Source organism: Photobacterium iliopiscarium, from assembly GCF_003026395.1.
Classification (GTDB): Bacteria; Pseudomonadota; Gammaproteobacteria; order Enterobacterales; family Vibrionaceae; genus Photobacterium; species Photobacterium iliopiscarium.
The window spans coordinates 1-17123 of record NZ_PYOO01000006.1; the positions used below are offsets into that span (position 1 = coordinate 1).

General features: G+C 42.5%; 12 protein-coding genes and 1 other RNA gene. 8 read left to right on the forward strand and 5 right to left on the reverse strand.

What is annotated here, in order from left to right:
- Window positions 1-329: 329 nt before the first annotated feature.
- The 3 genes from dnaJ to grpE form a co-directional block, all read right to left on the reverse strand.
- Window positions 330-1472 (reverse strand): molecular chaperone DnaJ, encoded by a 1143-nt coding sequence (dnaJ, locus tag C9J51_RS10925; RefSeq protein WP_107237127.1) that lies wholly within the window; start codon window positions 1470-1472, stop codon window positions 330-332.
- A gap of 100 nt (window positions 1473-1572) precedes the next feature.
- A complete protein-coding gene (gene dnaK / locus C9J51_RS10930) occupies window positions 1573-3489 on the reverse strand; it encodes a molecular chaperone DnaK (protein WP_045039536.1) in 1917 nt (638 codons plus the stop codon).
- Window positions 3490-3724: 235 nt separating this feature from the next.
- Window positions 3725-4339, reverse strand: a complete 615-nt coding sequence (grpE, locus tag C9J51_RS10935; RefSeq protein ID WP_045038491.1) for a nucleotide exchange factor GrpE — start codon at window positions 4337-4339, stop codon at window positions 3725-3727.
- Between the two features lie 194 nt (window positions 4340-4533).
- Between grpE and nadK the strand changes: the two genes are divergently transcribed.
- From nadK to bamE, 3 genes are all read left to right on the forward strand, one after another.
- Window positions 4534-5415 carry an NAD(+) kinase gene (gene nadK, locus C9J51_RS10940; protein WP_045038492.1) on the forward strand — a complete coding sequence of 294 codons (882 nt, stop codon included), beginning with the start codon at window positions 4534-4536 and terminating at the stop codon, window positions 5413-5415.
- 181 nt (window positions 5416-5596) lie between these two features.
- Window positions 5597-7264, forward strand: coding sequence for a DNA repair protein RecN (gene recN / locus C9J51_RS10945; RefSeq protein WP_045038493.1), 1668 nt, complete (start codon window positions 5597-5599; stop codon window positions 7262-7264).
- 170 nt (window positions 7265-7434) lie between these two features.
- On the forward strand, window positions 7435-7791 hold the full coding sequence (gene bamE / locus C9J51_RS10950; protein WP_036795911.1) for an outer membrane protein assembly factor BamE: 357 nt from the start codon (window positions 7435-7437) through the stop codon (window positions 7789-7791).
- Between the two features lie 88 nt (window positions 7792-7879).
- Here the strand turns inward: bamE and C9J51_RS10955 are convergent, their stop codons facing one another.
- Window positions 7880-8188, reverse strand: a complete 309-nt coding sequence (locus C9J51_RS10955) for an RnfH family protein (RefSeq protein WP_045038494.1) — start codon at window positions 8186-8188, stop codon at window positions 7880-7882.
- Window positions 8178-8612: an SRPBCC family protein gene (locus tag C9J51_RS10960; protein WP_045039535.1), complete on the reverse strand. Its 435-nt coding sequence runs from the start codon at window positions 8610-8612 to the stop codon at window positions 8178-8180. Before C9J51_RS10960 ends, C9J51_RS10955 begins: the two co-directional genes overlap by 11 nt.
- Before the next feature lie 205 nt (window positions 8613-8817).
- On the opposite strand from C9J51_RS10960, the gene smpB reads away from it, so the two are divergent.
- The 5 genes from smpB (at window position 8818) to C9J51_RS10985 (ending at window position 17090) form a co-directional block, all read left to right on the forward strand.
- Entirely contained in the window at window positions 8818-9294 is a 477-nt protein-coding gene (gene smpB / locus C9J51_RS10965; protein WP_045038496.1) for an SsrA-binding protein SmpB, read from the forward strand.
- 111 nt (window positions 9295-9405) lie between these two features.
- Window positions 9406-9775, forward strand: a transfer-messenger RNA (tmRNA) gene (ssrA, locus tag C9J51_RS10970).
- 222 nt (window positions 9776-9997) lie between these two features.
- Window positions 9998-12394 carry a type I restriction-modification system subunit M gene (locus C9J51_RS10975; protein WP_107275087.1) on the forward strand — a complete coding sequence of 799 codons (2397 nt, stop codon included), beginning with the start codon at window positions 9998-10000 and terminating at the stop codon, window positions 12392-12394.
- Window positions 12394-13845 (forward strand): restriction endonuclease subunit S, encoded by a 1452-nt coding sequence (locus C9J51_RS10980; RefSeq protein ID WP_244907474.1) that lies wholly within the window; start codon window positions 12394-12396, stop codon window positions 13843-13845. Before C9J51_RS10975 ends, C9J51_RS10980 begins: the two co-directional genes overlap by 1 nt.
- Window positions 13842-17090, forward strand: coding sequence for a type I restriction endonuclease subunit R (locus tag C9J51_RS10985; RefSeq protein WP_107275092.1), 3249 nt, complete (start codon window positions 13842-13844; stop codon window positions 17088-17090). The genes C9J51_RS10980 and C9J51_RS10985 overlap by 4 nt, the downstream gene beginning before the upstream one ends.
- Window positions 17091-17123 lie beyond the last annotated feature (33 nt).

Here is a 17123-nt window from a genome sequence, read left to right on the forward strand (position 1 = left end):
TCCTTGCAACGTGAATGAAGCCATACAGGTTCGGGGTAGCTCCCCATAAAGAAACCGAATATACGTGCACTTGCCAACACGCTTTCTCAAACTCTTGCATTACACGGGGAGTCCATATACGTGCCTCTCTTCCGAGATGACGGATTATTTCCTTTATGATGAAGGGCTTAGTTCTACTTATTCCATTAATTAAGTGGTCATATTTAAAAAGCTAGATTCCCTATCGCCCTTGCGGACATTCATTGTAGGGAATGACGATATTGAGCCACAAAAAAACCGCTACTAGCATTCACTAATAGCGGTTTTTATTTATTCTTTTTTACGACTGATTAGTTGGTTAAATCGTCGAAAAACTTCTTTACACCGTTGAAGAAACCTTCAGATTTTGGCTTATGCTTACTCGCATCTTTACCACCAAATGTTTCTTCTAGTTCTTGTAATAGTTCTTTTTGACGCTTGCTTAAATGTACAGGTGTTTCAACCACCAACTTACAAATAAGATCACCGCGTAAACCACCACGAACCGAGTCAACGCCTTTACCACGCATACGGAACATACGGCCCGTTTGCATTTCAGCCGGTACTTTTAAGCTTACACGGCCATCAAGGGTTGGTACTTCAACTTCACCACCTAATGCTGCCATTGTGAAACTTACAGGCACTTCACAATGTAGATTATTACCTTCGCGCTGGAAAATGTGGTGTTCTTTAACATGTACTTGAACGTACAAGTCACCCGCTGGTGCGCCTAATTCTCCAGCTTCGCCTTCGCCCGTTAAGCGAATACGATCGCCAGTATCGACACCCGCAGGGATCTTAACTGATAGCGTTTTAGTTTCTTCTACACGGCCTTCGCCATGACACTTACCACATGGGTCTTTGATAATTTGACCACGACCATGACAGTGTGGACAAGCTTGCTGAACCGCAAAGAAACCCTGACGCATCTGCACTTGTCCAGCACCATGACAGGTACTACACGTTGTTGCAGATGAACCTTTTTTAGCGCCGGAACCGTCACAGCTATCACAACCAACTAATGTGGGTACACGGATTTCTTTCGAACAACCGCGAACAGCTTCTTCCAACGTTAGTTCCATGTTGTAGCGAAGATCTGATCCACGCTGTGCGCGTTGTTGACGACGACCACCGCCACCACCAAAGATATCACCAAACACATCACCAAAGATGTCACTGAAATCTGCACCGCCGCCAAAGCCGCCGCCGCCACCGCCCATACCACCTTGTTCAAAGGCTGCATGGCCGTGTTGATCGTAAGCAGCGCGTTTTTGGGCGTCTGTTAGAATTTCATAAGCGTATTTCACTTCTTTGAATTTCTCAGCAGATTCCGCATCACCCTGGTTACGATCGGGGTGGAACTTCATTGCTAAGCGTTTATAAGCTTTTTTAATGTCACGCTCACTTGCGTCACGAGCCACACTTAACACTTCGTATAAATCACGTTTCGACATAACTTGATTGTCACCTAGCTAGATATAGTTACGGGCGTTAGAGTAACCTCAAACGCCCGTAATTTAAACAAGATGTTAATTAATAGATATTAATAACGTCTTATTTGTTGTCTTTAACTTCTTCAAACTCAGCATCAACAACGTCGTCGTCTTGCTTAGCTTGTTGCTCGCCAGTTGCGCCATCAGCTTGTTGTGCTTGCGCTTTTTGTTGAGCAACTTCCATTAGTTTTTGAGATGCAGCAACAAGCGCTTGAACTTTCGCGTCGATTGCTTCTTTATCTTCGCCTTTGCGTGCTTCTTCTAGTTCAGCAACAGCAGCGTCGATTTTTGCTTTCTCATCAGCAGGAAGTGCATCACCAGCTTCTTCAATTTGCTTACGAGTACCGTGAACAAGTTGGTCAGCTTGGTTACGAGCAGTTACTAGCTCTTCAAACTTCTTATCAGTTTCTTTGTTAGCTTCAGCTTCCTGAACCATCTTCTCGATGTCAGCATCGCTTAGACCGCCAGACGCTTGAATAGTGATCTTCTGCTCTTTACCTGTAGTCTTGTCTTTCGCAGAAACGTTTAGGATACCATCGGCATCAAGGTCAAACGTTACTTCGATTTGAGGCATACCACGTGGTGCAGCTTGAATACCTTCTAGGTTGAATTGACCTAGAGATTTGTTAAAGCTTGCTTGCTTACGCTCACCTTGAATAACGTGGATAGTTACCGCGTTTTGGTTATCTTCAGCAGTAGAGAACACTTGGTTCGCTTTTGTTGGGATAGTGGTGTTCTTCTCGATAAGCTTAGTCATTACGCCACCCATGGTTTCAATACCAAGAGATAGTGGAGTAACGTCTAGAAGTAGCACGTCTTTAACATCACCAGCAAGTACACCAGCCTGAACAGCAGCGCCTACAGCAACAGCTTCATCAGGGTTAACGTCTTTACGTGGCTCTTTGCCGAAGAATTCAGTTACTTTAGCCTGAACCATTGGCATACGAGTTTGACCACCAACAAGGATGATGTCGTTGATGTCGCTAACAGATAGACCAGCATCTGAGATAGCTACTTTTAGTGGCTCAAGAGTACGTTGAACTAGATCTTCAACTAGTGCTTCTAGTTTCGCACGAGTCACTTTAACGTTCATGTGCTTAGGACCCGTTGCATCAGCTGTGATGTAAGGTAGGTTCACATCAGTTTGCTGTGCAGAAGACAGTTCGATCTTCGCTTTTTCTGCTGCTTCTTTTAGACGCTGCATTGCTAGCGGATCGTTCTTAAGGTCAATACCTTGGTCTTTTTTGAATTCGTCTACTAAGTAGTTAATTAGACGTGTATCAAAGTCTTCACCACCCAGGTGTGTATCACCATTAGTTGCTAGAACTTCAAATGTCTTCTCGCCATCAACTTCATCGATTTCGATGATTGAGATATCAAATGTACCACCACCAAGGTCGTAAACAGCGATAGTGCGGTCGCCGCCTGTTTTATCAAGACCGTAAGCAAGTGCTGCTGCTGTTGGTTCGTTGATGATACGTTTAACATCTAGACCTGCGATACGGCCAGCATCTTTTGTTGCTTGACGTTGTGCATCGTTAAAGTATGCAGGTACTGTGATAACTGCGCCAGTTACTTCCTCACCAAGGAAATCTTCAGCAGTTTTCTTCATTTTCTTAAGAATTTCAGCAGATACTTGAGGAGCAGCCATTTTTTGGCCTTTCGCTTCTACCCATGCATCACCGTTATCAGCCTTAACAATTTTGTAAGGCATGATTTCAAGATCACGCTGAACTTCTTCGTCTTCAAAACGACGACCAATTAAACGCTTGATAGCGAATAATGTATTTTCTGGGTTTGTTACCGCCTGACGCTTTGCAGGTTGACCAACTAGTGTTTCGCCATCTTGCGTGTATGCAACAACTGATGCTGTTGTACGCTCGCCTTCTGCGTTTTCAATTACACGTGGCTTGCCGCCATCTAATACAGCTACACAAGAGTTAGTTGTACCTAAGTCAATACCAATGATCTTACCCATCAGACAATCTCCGAAATTCGTTATATGTTCTTAACTATACCCAAAATCATAAATGGGTTAGCGGTTCGGGATAACCCCGTGACAAATACATTTAATGTCTTATGACTACTAGATAAGGTCGCCAGATTACTTTTCAAGGGGAGATCCCAAAAAAAATGCAAAAAAATAAAAAAACCCACCGAAGTGGGCCTTATTTTGCGACATTATCAAGTAAGCCTTGCTTAATTCGCTTAAATTACGCTTGAGTATTTACGTTACCCGCAGCAGCTTTTGATACCATAACCATTGCTGGACGGATCACGCGGCCATTTAATTCATAACCTTTTTGCATTACAGCCATCACTGTATTGGGTGCAAAATCAGCACTTTCTTGCATAGCCATTGCTTGATGGAATTCAGGATTAAATGCTTCACCTTGTGGATCAATCACTTTTAAACCAAATTTGCCAACAGTTGATGTCATTGTCATCAATGTTAGTTCAACACCTTCCATCATTGCTTTAGTTGCGTCGTTATTCTTGTCGGCCATATCAATAGCGCGCTCAAGGTTATCAATAACAGGCAATAATTCTTCAGCAAATTTGTTTAATGCGTATTTACGTGCTTTATCAATTTCTTGCTCAGAACGACGACGAACGTTATCGCTTTCAGCACGAATACGTAAAGCCATATCTTTTACTTCGTTCACTTCAGCATCTTTTGCTAATAGAGCAGCTTCTAGTTCTGCAATACGAGCTACGTATAACTCTTGCTCAGATTCAACAAACTCACCCTCGACAGCTTCGACTTCAACAGCTTCAACTGCATCGTTTAGCTGCTCATCCTGTACATTGTGTTTTTTGTTAGTCATGCGTTGGTTCTCCGCCAAGATAAAAGGGTTTTATTCACTCAGTAGCCTTAATTGGATAAGTGCTACTTTTAAAATAGTCTTGAGCATATTATGGGGATGAACTTCAATGATTCAAGCCAATATTAACAACAAACCACGACAAGTTGTTTTTTCTAAGGCTATACTGAGCCACCATCATTTGTCGGAACAGGGACATGAAGCGTATTTTTGATACTATCGCGTTAATTGGCAAACCACGTAATCCTGAGGCATTGCAAACGCATACTAGCCTTTATGAATGGTTAACCGCACAAGGTTATAACGTGTTAGTCGATCATCGATTAGCCAACGATATTGACGTACCTGAACATTGCTTTTGTGATTTACTCACCATTGGCGATAAAGCAGATTTAGCGGTTGTTGTAGGTGGTGATGGCAACATGTTAGGTGCTGCTCGCGTATTATCACGGTTTGATATTTCAGTGATTGGCGTTAATCGCGGTAACTTAGGGTTCTTGACTGATCTTGATCCTGAAGATTTTGAGCAGCAACTTGCGCTTGTGCTTGCTGGCGAATTTATTAAAGAAGATCGATTTTTGCTTGAAGCCGAAGTGCATCGTCATGGTCAAATTAAAAGTCGTAATTCCGCCTTAAATGAAGCGGTGCTACACCCTGATAAAATTGCCCATATGATCGAATTTGAAGTCTATATTGACGATTGCTTCGCGTTCTCACAGCGTTCTGATGGCTTAATTATTGCGACTCCAACGGGCTCAACCGCTTATTCACTTTCTGGTGGCGGTCCTATTTTATCAACCAGTTTAAATGCCATCACACTGGTGCCCATGTTTCCCCACACTTTATCATCACGGCCATTAGTCGTAGATGGTGATCGTTGTATTAAACTATTGGTTTCACCCAATAACGGCAGCACACTAGAAGTTAGCTGTGATGGTCAAGTCTCGCTTCCCGTAAGCCCCGGTGATGAAGTTCATATTTATCAAAGTGAAGATCGCCTGCAATTAATCCACCCTAAAAATTACAGTTACTACAATGTACTACGTAGAAAATTAGGTTGGTCGAGCCGATTATTTTAAGACAACAACGCCCCTATTCCCTTAAACCAGCACATTTTAGTGGCTGGTTTTTTTATAACTGCGCAAAAAGTTAACCTAAGTCACATTTTATCTGAATAATTATCACCCTAGTACTTTACTGGTTATAGATACAGTATATACTGTATGAAAAAACAGGTGTTGATTTAAACAGGTGAACACAATGCTCGCGCATATGACGATCTCTAATTTTGCTATTGTCAAAACTCTTCAATTTGAACTAAAACCGGGAATGACCACTATTACAGGTGAAACCGGTGCCGGTAAATCTATTGCTATTGATGCATTAGGTTTATGTTTAGGTGATCGCGCCGAAGCTTCAATGGTAAGGCCAAATGAAGATAAAGCTGAAATTTCAGCCGCATTTTTATTGGCAAACAACCAAGCAGCTCGACGTTGGCTCGAAGATAATGAGCTCATTGATGGTGAAGAGTGTATTTTGCGCCGAGTGATCACCAAAGAAGGCCGTTCACGTGGTTTTATTAACGGCAGCCCTGTTCCAGCATCACAACAAAAAGCATTAGGGCAACTGCTGATCAATATTCATGGTCAACATGCACATCAACAATTAATGCGCCCTGAATACCAACAACAAATGCTTGATCAATATGCAGGTCATCATCTATTGATCGATCGTACTCGCAGCGCTTATCAACGCTGGCGTCAAGCACATAACGAGCTAAAACGGTTAACCCAAAGCCGTGATGAAAACGAAGCTCAAAAACAATTATTGCAATACCAAGTCAAAGAACTCGATGAATTAGCCTTAGGCGAAGAAGAGTTTAGTGAGATTGAAGAAGAGCATAAACGTCTGTCTAATTCAGGTGAGCTCGCAATTTCAAGCCAAACAGCACTGTCGGTTCTGTATGACAATGACGATGGTAACGCCCTGCAATTATTACAACTCGCTTGCCAAGAGGTAAACAATCTTGGTGAATATGACAGCAGTTTAAGTGCGATTCCGCAGATGCTTGAAGAAGCGATTATTCAAGTTCAAGAGGCAAGCCAAGAATTACGCAGCTACCTTGATAACTTAGATATGGATCCTCATCGGTTAATTTACCTTGAAGAGCGCTTAACTAAAATCATGTCGATGGCACGTAAACACTATGTAATGCCCGCCGAGCTTTATCAAAAGCACCATGATTTACTGAAAGAACTTGAGAACCTTGATTGCAGCGATGAACGCCTAGAAGACATGGCCGCTAATGTTGAAAATCTACGTCAGCAATGTATTGAAGCCGCTGAAAAACTAAGCAAAAGCCGCCAGCGTTACGCTAAAGAGTTAGATCAAAAAATCACCGAAAGTATGCACATGCTAAGTATGGAACACGGTGAATTTGAAATTGCACTAACCAGCGATCCTGAGCGCATGTTAAGCCCATTAGGTTACGACAGCATTAATTTCTTAGTGTCAACTAACCCCGGCCAACCGTTACAGCCATTAGGCAAAGTGGCATCGGGTGGTGAGCTTTCACGTATATCCCTTGCAATTCAAGTGATCACCGCTCAAAAAGTTGAAACTCCAAGTTTGATTTTCGATGAAGTCGATGTCGGTATCAGTGGTCCAACAGCCGCTATCGTAGGCAAAATGCTACGAAAATTAGGTAAATCAACCCAAGTGATGTGTGTAACGCACTTACCGCAAGTCGCCGGTTGTGGTCATCAGCAAATGTTTGTCGCCAAGAAAACCACCGATGGTCAAACAGAAACGCAGATGCGCCCATTAAGCACTGACGATCGTATTGCTGAACTAGCACGTCTATTAGGTGGCAGTGAAATTACTGAGCGCACTCTCGCAAATGCGAAAGAACTGCTAGTTGCGGCTTGATTTAATTTCGCATCTTGCGCGAATATGAAATAAACTAAAACCTTGATGCAACTATTGCCATCAGCAGTAGTCAAATATCAAAATATATTACTTTTTTTCTTTACCGCTTTTTACTTCTGCCAAGACCTTGTTTATCATCGCAGCAGTTAAAGCTAAAAAGCCAGGATGCTATGAGTTGGAAAAACATTGCAGCCCTAACCTTAGTGTTGGGCTTACTTAGCGGCTGTTCAGTCGCTGAACGTTTGGTTTATCGTATTGATATTGACCAAGGCAACTATGTAGAACAAAAAAGTGTTAATACCTTGCGTGTTGGCATGACAAAAACACAAGTTCAATATGTGCTGGGTACACCTATGTTAGTTGACCCAAGTTACCCCAACACATGGAACTACATTTTCTACGAACAAAATGGTCATGATAAGCCAGTCCAAAAGAACTTGTTCTTAACCTTCAACCAACAGGCACAGCTTGTTAGTATGAAAGGCGATTACAAGCAAGGCCCTAACTTCATGGATCCTATGAATTAATTCTATTCATAGAAAATGGTTGTTTTTAAAGCTATAAAAAAAGCTCGCTATAATGGCGAGCTTTTTGTTGTCTGCAATAAAATAAATATTACTTTTCAGCGTCTTTTTTCGCTTGTTCTGCACGCTTACGGCGGATCTCACGCGGGTCGGCCACTAACGGACGATAGATTTCAATCCGATCCCCATCACGCGCAGTCGCATCTAATTTTACATTACGACTATAAATACCGATTTTATTGATATTTAGATCAATCTCAGGGTACATGGTTAAAATGCCCGATTGTTCAATGATCGCCTGAATAGACGTTTCAGCAACAACCGCCAGCTTTAACACTCGTTGTACGTTGGGCAGTGCAAAAACAACCTCAACATGAATTAAGGGTTGATCAGAATGCATACACTTCTCTTGCTCGCTGTGTGAACGCCTGCACCATATTACCGGTCAGATCGCGAAAAATTTTACCAAAGGCAACATCAATCAGCCCACTGGTAAATTCAAACTCTAAGTTTAATTCAATTTTACACGCTGTCGCATCAAGTTCAGTAAATGTCCATCCGCCGACTAATTTTCGAAAAGGACCATCCACCAACTGCATTTGAATCTGGTTAAAATCAACCAATTTATTATGCGTCACAAATGTTTTACGTATACCCGCCTTAGCAACATCAACCGAGGCCATCATATGGCTGGCTGAACTCTCAATAATTTTACTGCCTGCACAGCCGGGTAAAAATATCGGGTAAGATTCAACATCATTTACCAAGTTAAACATTTGTTGTGCGCTAAAAGGCACCAGTGCCGAACGGCTAATTTGTGGCATAGTTTCTCCTTCATCGAACACATCCTCACCCTGAAGATAAAATCTATTCGTTGCGTTTAGTCAATGATACCATTACTGGGCTATCGACCAAAATAACAGTTACCATCAAGCGGTATTATGGTAACGTCAATAGCTTATTCGACCAGAAAAATCACTCACATGAAATTTTGTTCTGGGACTGCAACAATGACTCTACGAGGTCAACATGGCTAAAAAACCAAAGCAAAGTAGCAATACTATTGCCAAAAATAAAAGCGCTCGTTTTGAATTTGCCATCGGCGACGAATACGAAGCCGGTATGGTACTCCAAGGTTGGGAAGTAAAAGCCATCCGTGACGGTAAAGTAAACATGACTGAAAGCTATGTTTTCTTACGTAACGGTGAAGCATTTATTTCAGGCTTAACCATTGCACCATTAAATGCAGCATCAACCCACGTTGTCGCTGATCCTACCCGTGTACGTAAGCTATTGCTTAACCGCCGTGAACTGAGAAAACTAGAAGATTCAGTGAACCGCGAAGGCGATACTATCGTGGCATTGGTAATGTACTGGAGCACTTCTTTCGTAAAAGTGAAGATCGGTACTGCACGTGGTAAGAAACTGCATGATAAACGCGCTGACAGCAAAGCCAAAGATTGGCAACGTGATAAAGCCCGCATCATGAAAGGCACTAACCGTTAAGCTACCTATGCAACATGATGTTAGCATTTGAATAGTAATCAATCACTTGGTCAGTAAATTACAATATAGTTATTGACCTCGTTAAATATTCTGCTAACATCGAACGCATCTGGGGCTGATTCAGGATTCGACAGGATCACGAAGGCTTGTGGAGCATGTCGAGGTGCGGTTTGCCTCGTTAAACAACCGCAAAAAAATAGTCGCAAACGACGAAAACTTCGCACTAGCAGCTTAATACCCTGCTGAGAGCGCTCCTGCCCTAGCTTCCGCTTGTAAGACGGGGAATAACAGGGGTTCAAACCCAAACGAGATAGCGAGGGATTCTTTGACTAGAGAGATGAACCGCGAAATAGAATTCTGGTATGTATTAGCATAGCGTGTCAATTCGCAGTGACGATACGAGAATAAAGATTGACTAAGCATGTAGCGCCATCTGTTAGACTGATTTTGGACGCGGGTTCAAATCCCGCCAGCTCCACCAAACGTTTGGAAAGGGCCACTTCTTTGGAAGTGGCCTTTTTTAATACCTAAAATTCAGTAAAATCATCGTATTAGCTTAAATTCCACTCAAATTATTCACTTCAATCACCAACAAATCTCTTCTTGCTCTCATCATTTTCCAGAAGCTGGTGGCTGTTCACCATGAACCCTTCTGCTACAATGCGCGCAATTATCTTATTGTTACTTTGATTAAGAAGCCTTCATGCCTAATTCTAATTTTACCCAAACCGCTGCCTTCATTTGGTCTGTTGCAGACCTACTTCGCGGTGATTTCAAGCAATCTCAATACGGTCGTGTCATTCTGCCGTTTACCCTGCTACGTCGTCTTGAGTGTGTACTGGAAGAAAGTAAAGATGCGGTTGTTGCTCAAGCAGCAACAATCAATGCTATGAGTATCACGGAAGAAGCTAAAGAAAAAATGCTCAAACGTCATACTGTTTCAGCATCAGCACCTAAAGGCTTGTCGTTCTTCAATACCTCACCGATGGATCTAGGAAAAATAGGTCAAAGTGACATTAAAGATAACCTAGAGAACTACATTCAATGTTTCTCTGCTGATGCTCGTGAAATCTTTGAACACTTCAAGTTTGATGAATTTGTCGGTTTATTGGATGACGCAAACTTACTGTTCAAAGTGGTAAAGAAATTCGCCACCACTGATCTTAGCCCAAGCAACGTATCAAACCATCAGATGGGGTTAATCTTTGAAGAATTAATCCGCCGCTTTGCTGAAAGCTCCAATGAAACAGCAGGTGAGCACTTTACCCCTCGTGATATTGTTCGCTTGACCACATCACTTGTTTTCATGGAAGACGATGAAGCCCTGACTCAAGATGGCATCATCCGTACTATCTATGACCCAACAGCAGGTACAGGCGGTTTCCTATCATCAGGTATGGAATACGTTCACGAGTTGAACCCTAAAGCGGTGATGCGTGCCTTTGGTCAGGAGTTAAACCCAGAGTCTTACGCTATCTGTAAAGCCGATATGCTCATCAAAGGGCAAGACGTTAGCCGTATCAAGCTCGGTAACACCCTATCTAACGACCAACTGCCAGCCGACCAATTCGATTACATGCTGTCTAACCCACCGTTTGGTGTCGATTGGAAGAAAATCGAAGGTGAAATCAAAGACGAACATACCCTTAAAGGTTTTGATGGTCGCTTTGGTGCAGGTTTACCGCGTGTGTCTGATGGCTCATTGCTGTTCTTGATGCACCTTATTAGCAAAATGCGCGATGCCAGTGATAACGGCGGTCGTATCGGTATCATCCTCAATGGCTCTCCACTGTTTACAGGCGGTGCAGGTAGCGGTGAAAGTGAGATCCGTCGTTACATTCTTGAAGCTGATTTATTAGAAGGCATCATCGCCCTACCAACTGACATGTTCTACAACACAGGTATTGCGACCTATGTGTGGGTGCTATCCAACAAGAAAGCGGCTGAACGTAAAGGCAAAATTCAACTAATTGATGGCTCTAACCTATGTGACAAGATGCGTAAATCGTTAGGCTCTAAGCGTAACCTAATGAGCGAAGACGACATCAAACTCATCACCCGTACCTTTGGTAACTTTGAAGTGGTTGATGCTACTTCTCTTGCAGATTTGGGGCTTAATAAGCCAGCAGAACAAAAATCTAACCGTGGTCGTACTTCTTCTGCAACAAAGGGTTCCACCAGCAAAAAAACAGCACCAAAGACATTCGCCAGTAAGATTTTCAATAGCACCGACTTTGGCTACCGTCGTTTAACCATTGAACGTCCATTGCGTCTATCGTCACAAATCACTGATACAGCGATTGAAAGCCTACGCTTTGCACCAAAGCCACTCAATGCACCAATGGATCGTTTATATAACGCATTTGGTACAGTGTGGAATGAAACTGACTACGGCTACCTTGCTGAAGTTGAAACAGAAGTACGTAAGATCATCAAAGCCGAGTTTAGCGAACTGAAAGAAAAACAAATCAAAGATCTGTTAGATAGCAAGCTGTGGTTATTCCAACGCTCACTAATGGATAAAGCTCAACAGCTACAAACAGCAGTCGCTGCTATGTCTGTTGGAAAAGAAATGGCTGGTGGTCGAAATGTGGTAAGCAACGACTTCAACCAATTCGACATCACCATGAAAGGCGCATTCAAAGCAACGGGTATTAAATTTGATACCAAAGAGAAGAAACAATTCTTTGATGCGGTAACGTTCAAAAACCCAGACGCTGAGCCTGTGATCAAGAAAGTCATCAAAGAAGCCGCACAGCCGTTATACGGTTCATTTAACTACAACGGTAAGGTGGTTGAATTCCAAGCAGATGGCGATCTACGTGATAACGAGAACGTGCCGCTTGATTCTAGCGTTACCACCACTGAGTCAATTGAAAGCTACGTCAAACGTGAAGTATTGCCACACGTTGCCGATGCATGGATTAATGCAGATAAGCGTGATGAGAAAGATAGCGAGATTGGCATTGTAGGTTATGAAATCCCATTTAACCGCCATTTCTACGTCTATCAACCACCTCGTGCACTAGAAGCCATAGATGAAGATTTGGCACTAGTCAGCGATGAAATTATGAGCCTACTGCAAGAGGTGCGTTCGTAATGACAGCCATGAGCGAAACAAAAAAGGCAGCCTTGAGCGGAAAATATGCAGCGTATCCAGAATATAAGGATTCTGGTGTTGAGTGGTTGGGCGAAATACCTGAACATTGGCAATCAACAAAAATCAAATATGGCTATGATGTTACGTTAGGTAAAATGCTTCAAAAAGCACCAAAATCAGGTACTGATACATACCGGAAATATCTAAAAGCACAAAATATTCAACCTAATGGTATTGATATCTCTAAAGTTGACTCTATGTGGTTTTCTAATGAAGAACTGAAAAAACTGCGCCTTCAGTGTAATGATGTATTAGTCAGTGAAGGTGGTGACGTAGGTCGTTCAGCTATTTGGAAAGACCAATTATCTGAATGCTATATCCAAAATGCGATTAATAGAATCCGTCCTAAAAAAGGAAATTCTCCGTTCTACTTTTATTACTGGATGTGTTCTTTAAAAGCATCGGATTACATTAATATTATTTGTAATAAAGCTACAATAGCTCACTACACCGCTGAAAAAGTGGAAGTAACGCCACTATTGCTACCACCAATAAAAGAACAAACCCAAATAGCAGCTTTTCTCGATTACGAAACGGCAAAAATCGACACGCTTATCGAAAAGCAGCAGAAACTCATCGAACTGCTTAAAGAAAAACGCAAAGCGGTGATTAGCCATGCGGTCACAAAAGGGCTAACCCCTGATGCACCAATGAAAGATTCTGGTATTGAGTGGTTGGGTGAAGTGCCTGAGCATTGGGATATTAAGAAATCCAAGCACGTTTTTGAATTTGTCACCAGTGGCTCTCGTGGTTGGGCTGAGTATTATTCAGATAGTGGAAATTTGTTTTTTAGGATAGCCAACCTTACAAGAGATACGATAGAACCAAAATTAAATTCTATTCAGTGTGTATGCCCACCTAGAGGTTCTGAAGGTGAAAGGTCAAAAATAAAATTAGATGATTTACTCATTTCCATTACGGCAGATTTGGGATCTGTATGTGTTGCAAATAGTGTAATAGCAGATGGTTATGTAAGTCAACATGTGGCTCTATGTCGCCCTAATTCTCTCATTGCATCATCTCGCTGGTTTGCATTCTTTATATTATCTGATGCAGCAAAAGAACAGCTGCTTGGTTCTGGATATGGCGGTACAAAAATACAATTGAGTTTAGAGGATATCAGAGAACTAGTGATCGCATTTCCACCACAAAAGGAGCAATGTGAAATAGCACAATTCATAGATAAATCTTTGAATACGTTTGAACAATTAATCAGTAAAGCAGAAATACAAGTCGACTTATTAAAAGAACGCCGCACTGCCCTTATTTCAGCAGCCGTCACAGGTAAGATTGACGTTCGGCACTTTACCTTGAAAGAAGGGATAGCACCCACCACCAACAGTGATACCAATGAGGCAGTACAAGAGGCAGCACAAGAGGCGATGGCATGAGCAAAGACACCACTCAAGAACGTATATTTCAAGATGAAATGATCGCTCAAATGGTCGCTAACGGTTGGAAGCTTGGTAAACCTGACCGTTATGATCGTGAACGTGCTTTGTATTGCGAAGATGCACTTAACTTTGTGCAAACCACCCAACCTAAAGAGTGGGAAAAGTTTGCCAAAGTGTACCCCAACGACACCGAGCGTCACTTTCTTGATGCGCTGGTGGCACAACTGAAAAAAGCCGACAGTAACGCTACAGATGCCGTTTCTCGCACTTATGGCACATTGGGCGTGCTTCGCCATGGCTTGAAGATTCGTAATGCCCGTTTCTCGCTGTGTCAGTTTAAGCCAGAGCACAACCTAAACCCTGAGACACTGGCGCGTTTTAAGCAAAACATCTGCCGTGTAGTACCAGAGTTAGTTTATAGCCCTTACGCTACCGCAGAGCACTTAGCCCTAACAGGCAAGAAAGCCAAAGCATGGCGTATTGATTTGGTGCTGTTTGTAAACGGCTTGCCTGTATCGACCCTTGAGCTAAAATCTGAGTTCAAACAAGCGGTACACAACGCCATTAAGCAATATAAACAAACTCGTTTACCCAAAGATCCTGAAACCCAAAAGCCTGAGCCATTACTAAGCTTCAAACGTGGTGCATTGGTACACTTTGCTGTCAGCCAATACGAAGTCTTCATGGCAACCAAGCTTGCTGGTGATGACACCTTCTTCCTACCGTTTAACAAAGGCACCAAAGAAGGCGGTAAGGGTAACGATGTACCCGAAGATCAAAACCGCTACGCCACTGATTACCTGTGGAATGAAGTATTACTGCCAGAGAACCTACTCAAGATTTTGAGCAACTACGTTCATCTACAAATTGAAGAAAAAGAAGACTGGCAAGGACTTAAAAGTAAGAAAGAAACGCTGATATTCCCGCGTTACCATCAATGGGATGTGGTGAGTAAACTGATAGGCGCAGCCATTGCCGAAGGGACGGGTAACAAATACTTGATCCAGCACAGTGCAGGTTCGGGTAAATCCAACTCGATTGCATGGACAGCCCACCAGCTCTCTACCCTTTATGATGAGCAAGGTGAAAAGCAGTTCCATTCGGTGATTGTGGTAACAGACCGCACCGTACTCGATGATCAGCTTCAAGATACTATCTATCAGTTTGAACATGCTGATGGTGTGGTAGGACGTATCAACAATAAAGAAGGTGACGGTTCTAAGTCTGAAAAGCTGGCGGCTGCACTTGAGAACTCACAACCTATCATCATAGTGACGATTCAAACCTTCCCGCATGTACTAAAAGCAATTGAAAACAGCGTTAGCTTAAAACAACGTAAGTATGCCGTGATTGCCGATGAAGCCCACTCATCACAAAACGGCTCTACCGCTCGCAAGCTAAAAGAAGTGTTGATGACCGAAGAAGCCGATGATGATGTGATGTTATCGTCAGAAGATATTCTTGATGCAACCATGGCGGCACGTAGAAACAGTAATAATCTTAACTACTATGCGTTCACTGCAACACCGAAAGCCAAAACCTTAGAGTTGTTTGGTCGCTTACCAAACCCTGATGAGCCAGCGTCTAAAGCCAACAAGCCACAAGCCTACCATGTGTATTCTATGCGTCAGGCAATCGAAGAAGGCTTTATTCTAGATGTACTCAAGAACTACACCAGCTATAAAGTGGCGTATAAGCTAGTACAGAAGATGGAAGCCTCTGATAAAGAAGTCGATAGCAAGAAAGCCAAGACCAAGCTTAATCAATGGGTACGTCTGCATGACTACAACATTTCACAGAAAGTAAAAGTGATTGTTGAACACTACAAAAACCATGTGATGGGCTTATTAGGTGGTCAAGCTAAAGCAATGGTAGTAACTAGCTCTCGTAAAGAAGCAGTACGCTATAAGCTGGCGTTTGATAAATACATTACCGATAACAACTACCAACGCATTGCAGCAATGGTGGCGTTTTCGGGTGAAGTGGAATTTAACGACAACGATCCTGATAGCCTTGCGCTGCTTAATAAGAAATTCACTGAAAACAACATGAACCCTAACTTAAAGGGTCGTGATATGCGTAAAGCGTTTGATAGTGATGATTACCAAGTGATGCTGGTGGCTAATAAGTTCCAGACAGGCTTTGACCAACCAAAACTGTGTGCAATGTATGTTGATAAGCCTTTAGGTGGTGTGGAGTGCGTACAGACCCTCTCACGCTTAAACCGTACTTATCTCGGCAAGGCTGAAAGCGGTACATTTGTATTGGACTTCTTTAACGAGCCTGATGACATTCTCGAAGCATTCCAACCTTACTATCAAACTGCTGAGCTGGTGGATGTCACCGATCCTAATCTTGTGTTTGATTTGAATGAAAAGCTACGTTCTAGCGGTATTTTCTTATGGAATGAAGTTGAGCAATTCTGTGTTGCCTTCCTGACTAAAAAGAAATCTAACGCAGCGGTCAGTAATATTTGCAAACCTGCGGTTGATCGTTGGCAACATCGTTATAAATCTGCGATTGATGCTTATATTCAATCAAAAGATATGTTCGAACGCACCAAGAAGACCCAAGATGCGGTATTGATTGCCAATGCAGAGAATGCTTTTAAAGAGTGTAAGCAGGAAAAAGACCGCCTAGAGATCTTCAAGAAAGACTTAGGTAGCTTTGTACGCTTCTTTGAGTTCATGTCACAGATTATCGATTATGAAGATAAAGAACTTGAGAAACTGAGCCTGTTTGCCCGTTATCTACGTCCCCTACTGCATGAACAAAACGTGCAAGAGGATGAGATTGATTTAAGCAACGTCGAAATGAGCCACTACCGCTTATCAAAGATCCGTGAACAAGACATCAAGCTCAAAGAAGACGCAGCAGATTACAAACTAGAGCCAAGTAACGATGTCGGTACGGCTAAACCTAAGAACAAGGAAGAAGACTTCTTATCGCTGATCCTTAACCGCTTAAACGAGTTGTTTAGCACTGAGAACTTAACTGATAGTGACATGATCAACTATGCCAAGACGGTACGTGACAAGTTATCAGAGAACGAATCAGTAATGACCCAGATTAATAACAATACTCGTGATCAAGCCATGCTAGGCGACTTCCCACAAGCCATTGATGATGCGGTAATGGATAGTAATGAATCACACCAAGAAATGATGATGCAATACCTATCAAACCCAGAACTGGCAAAAGGCTTTGCCCGGGTAGTGTTTGATATGTTGAAGGGATCATAGAACCACCAGCACAATGACTGTAGATTAAACTAT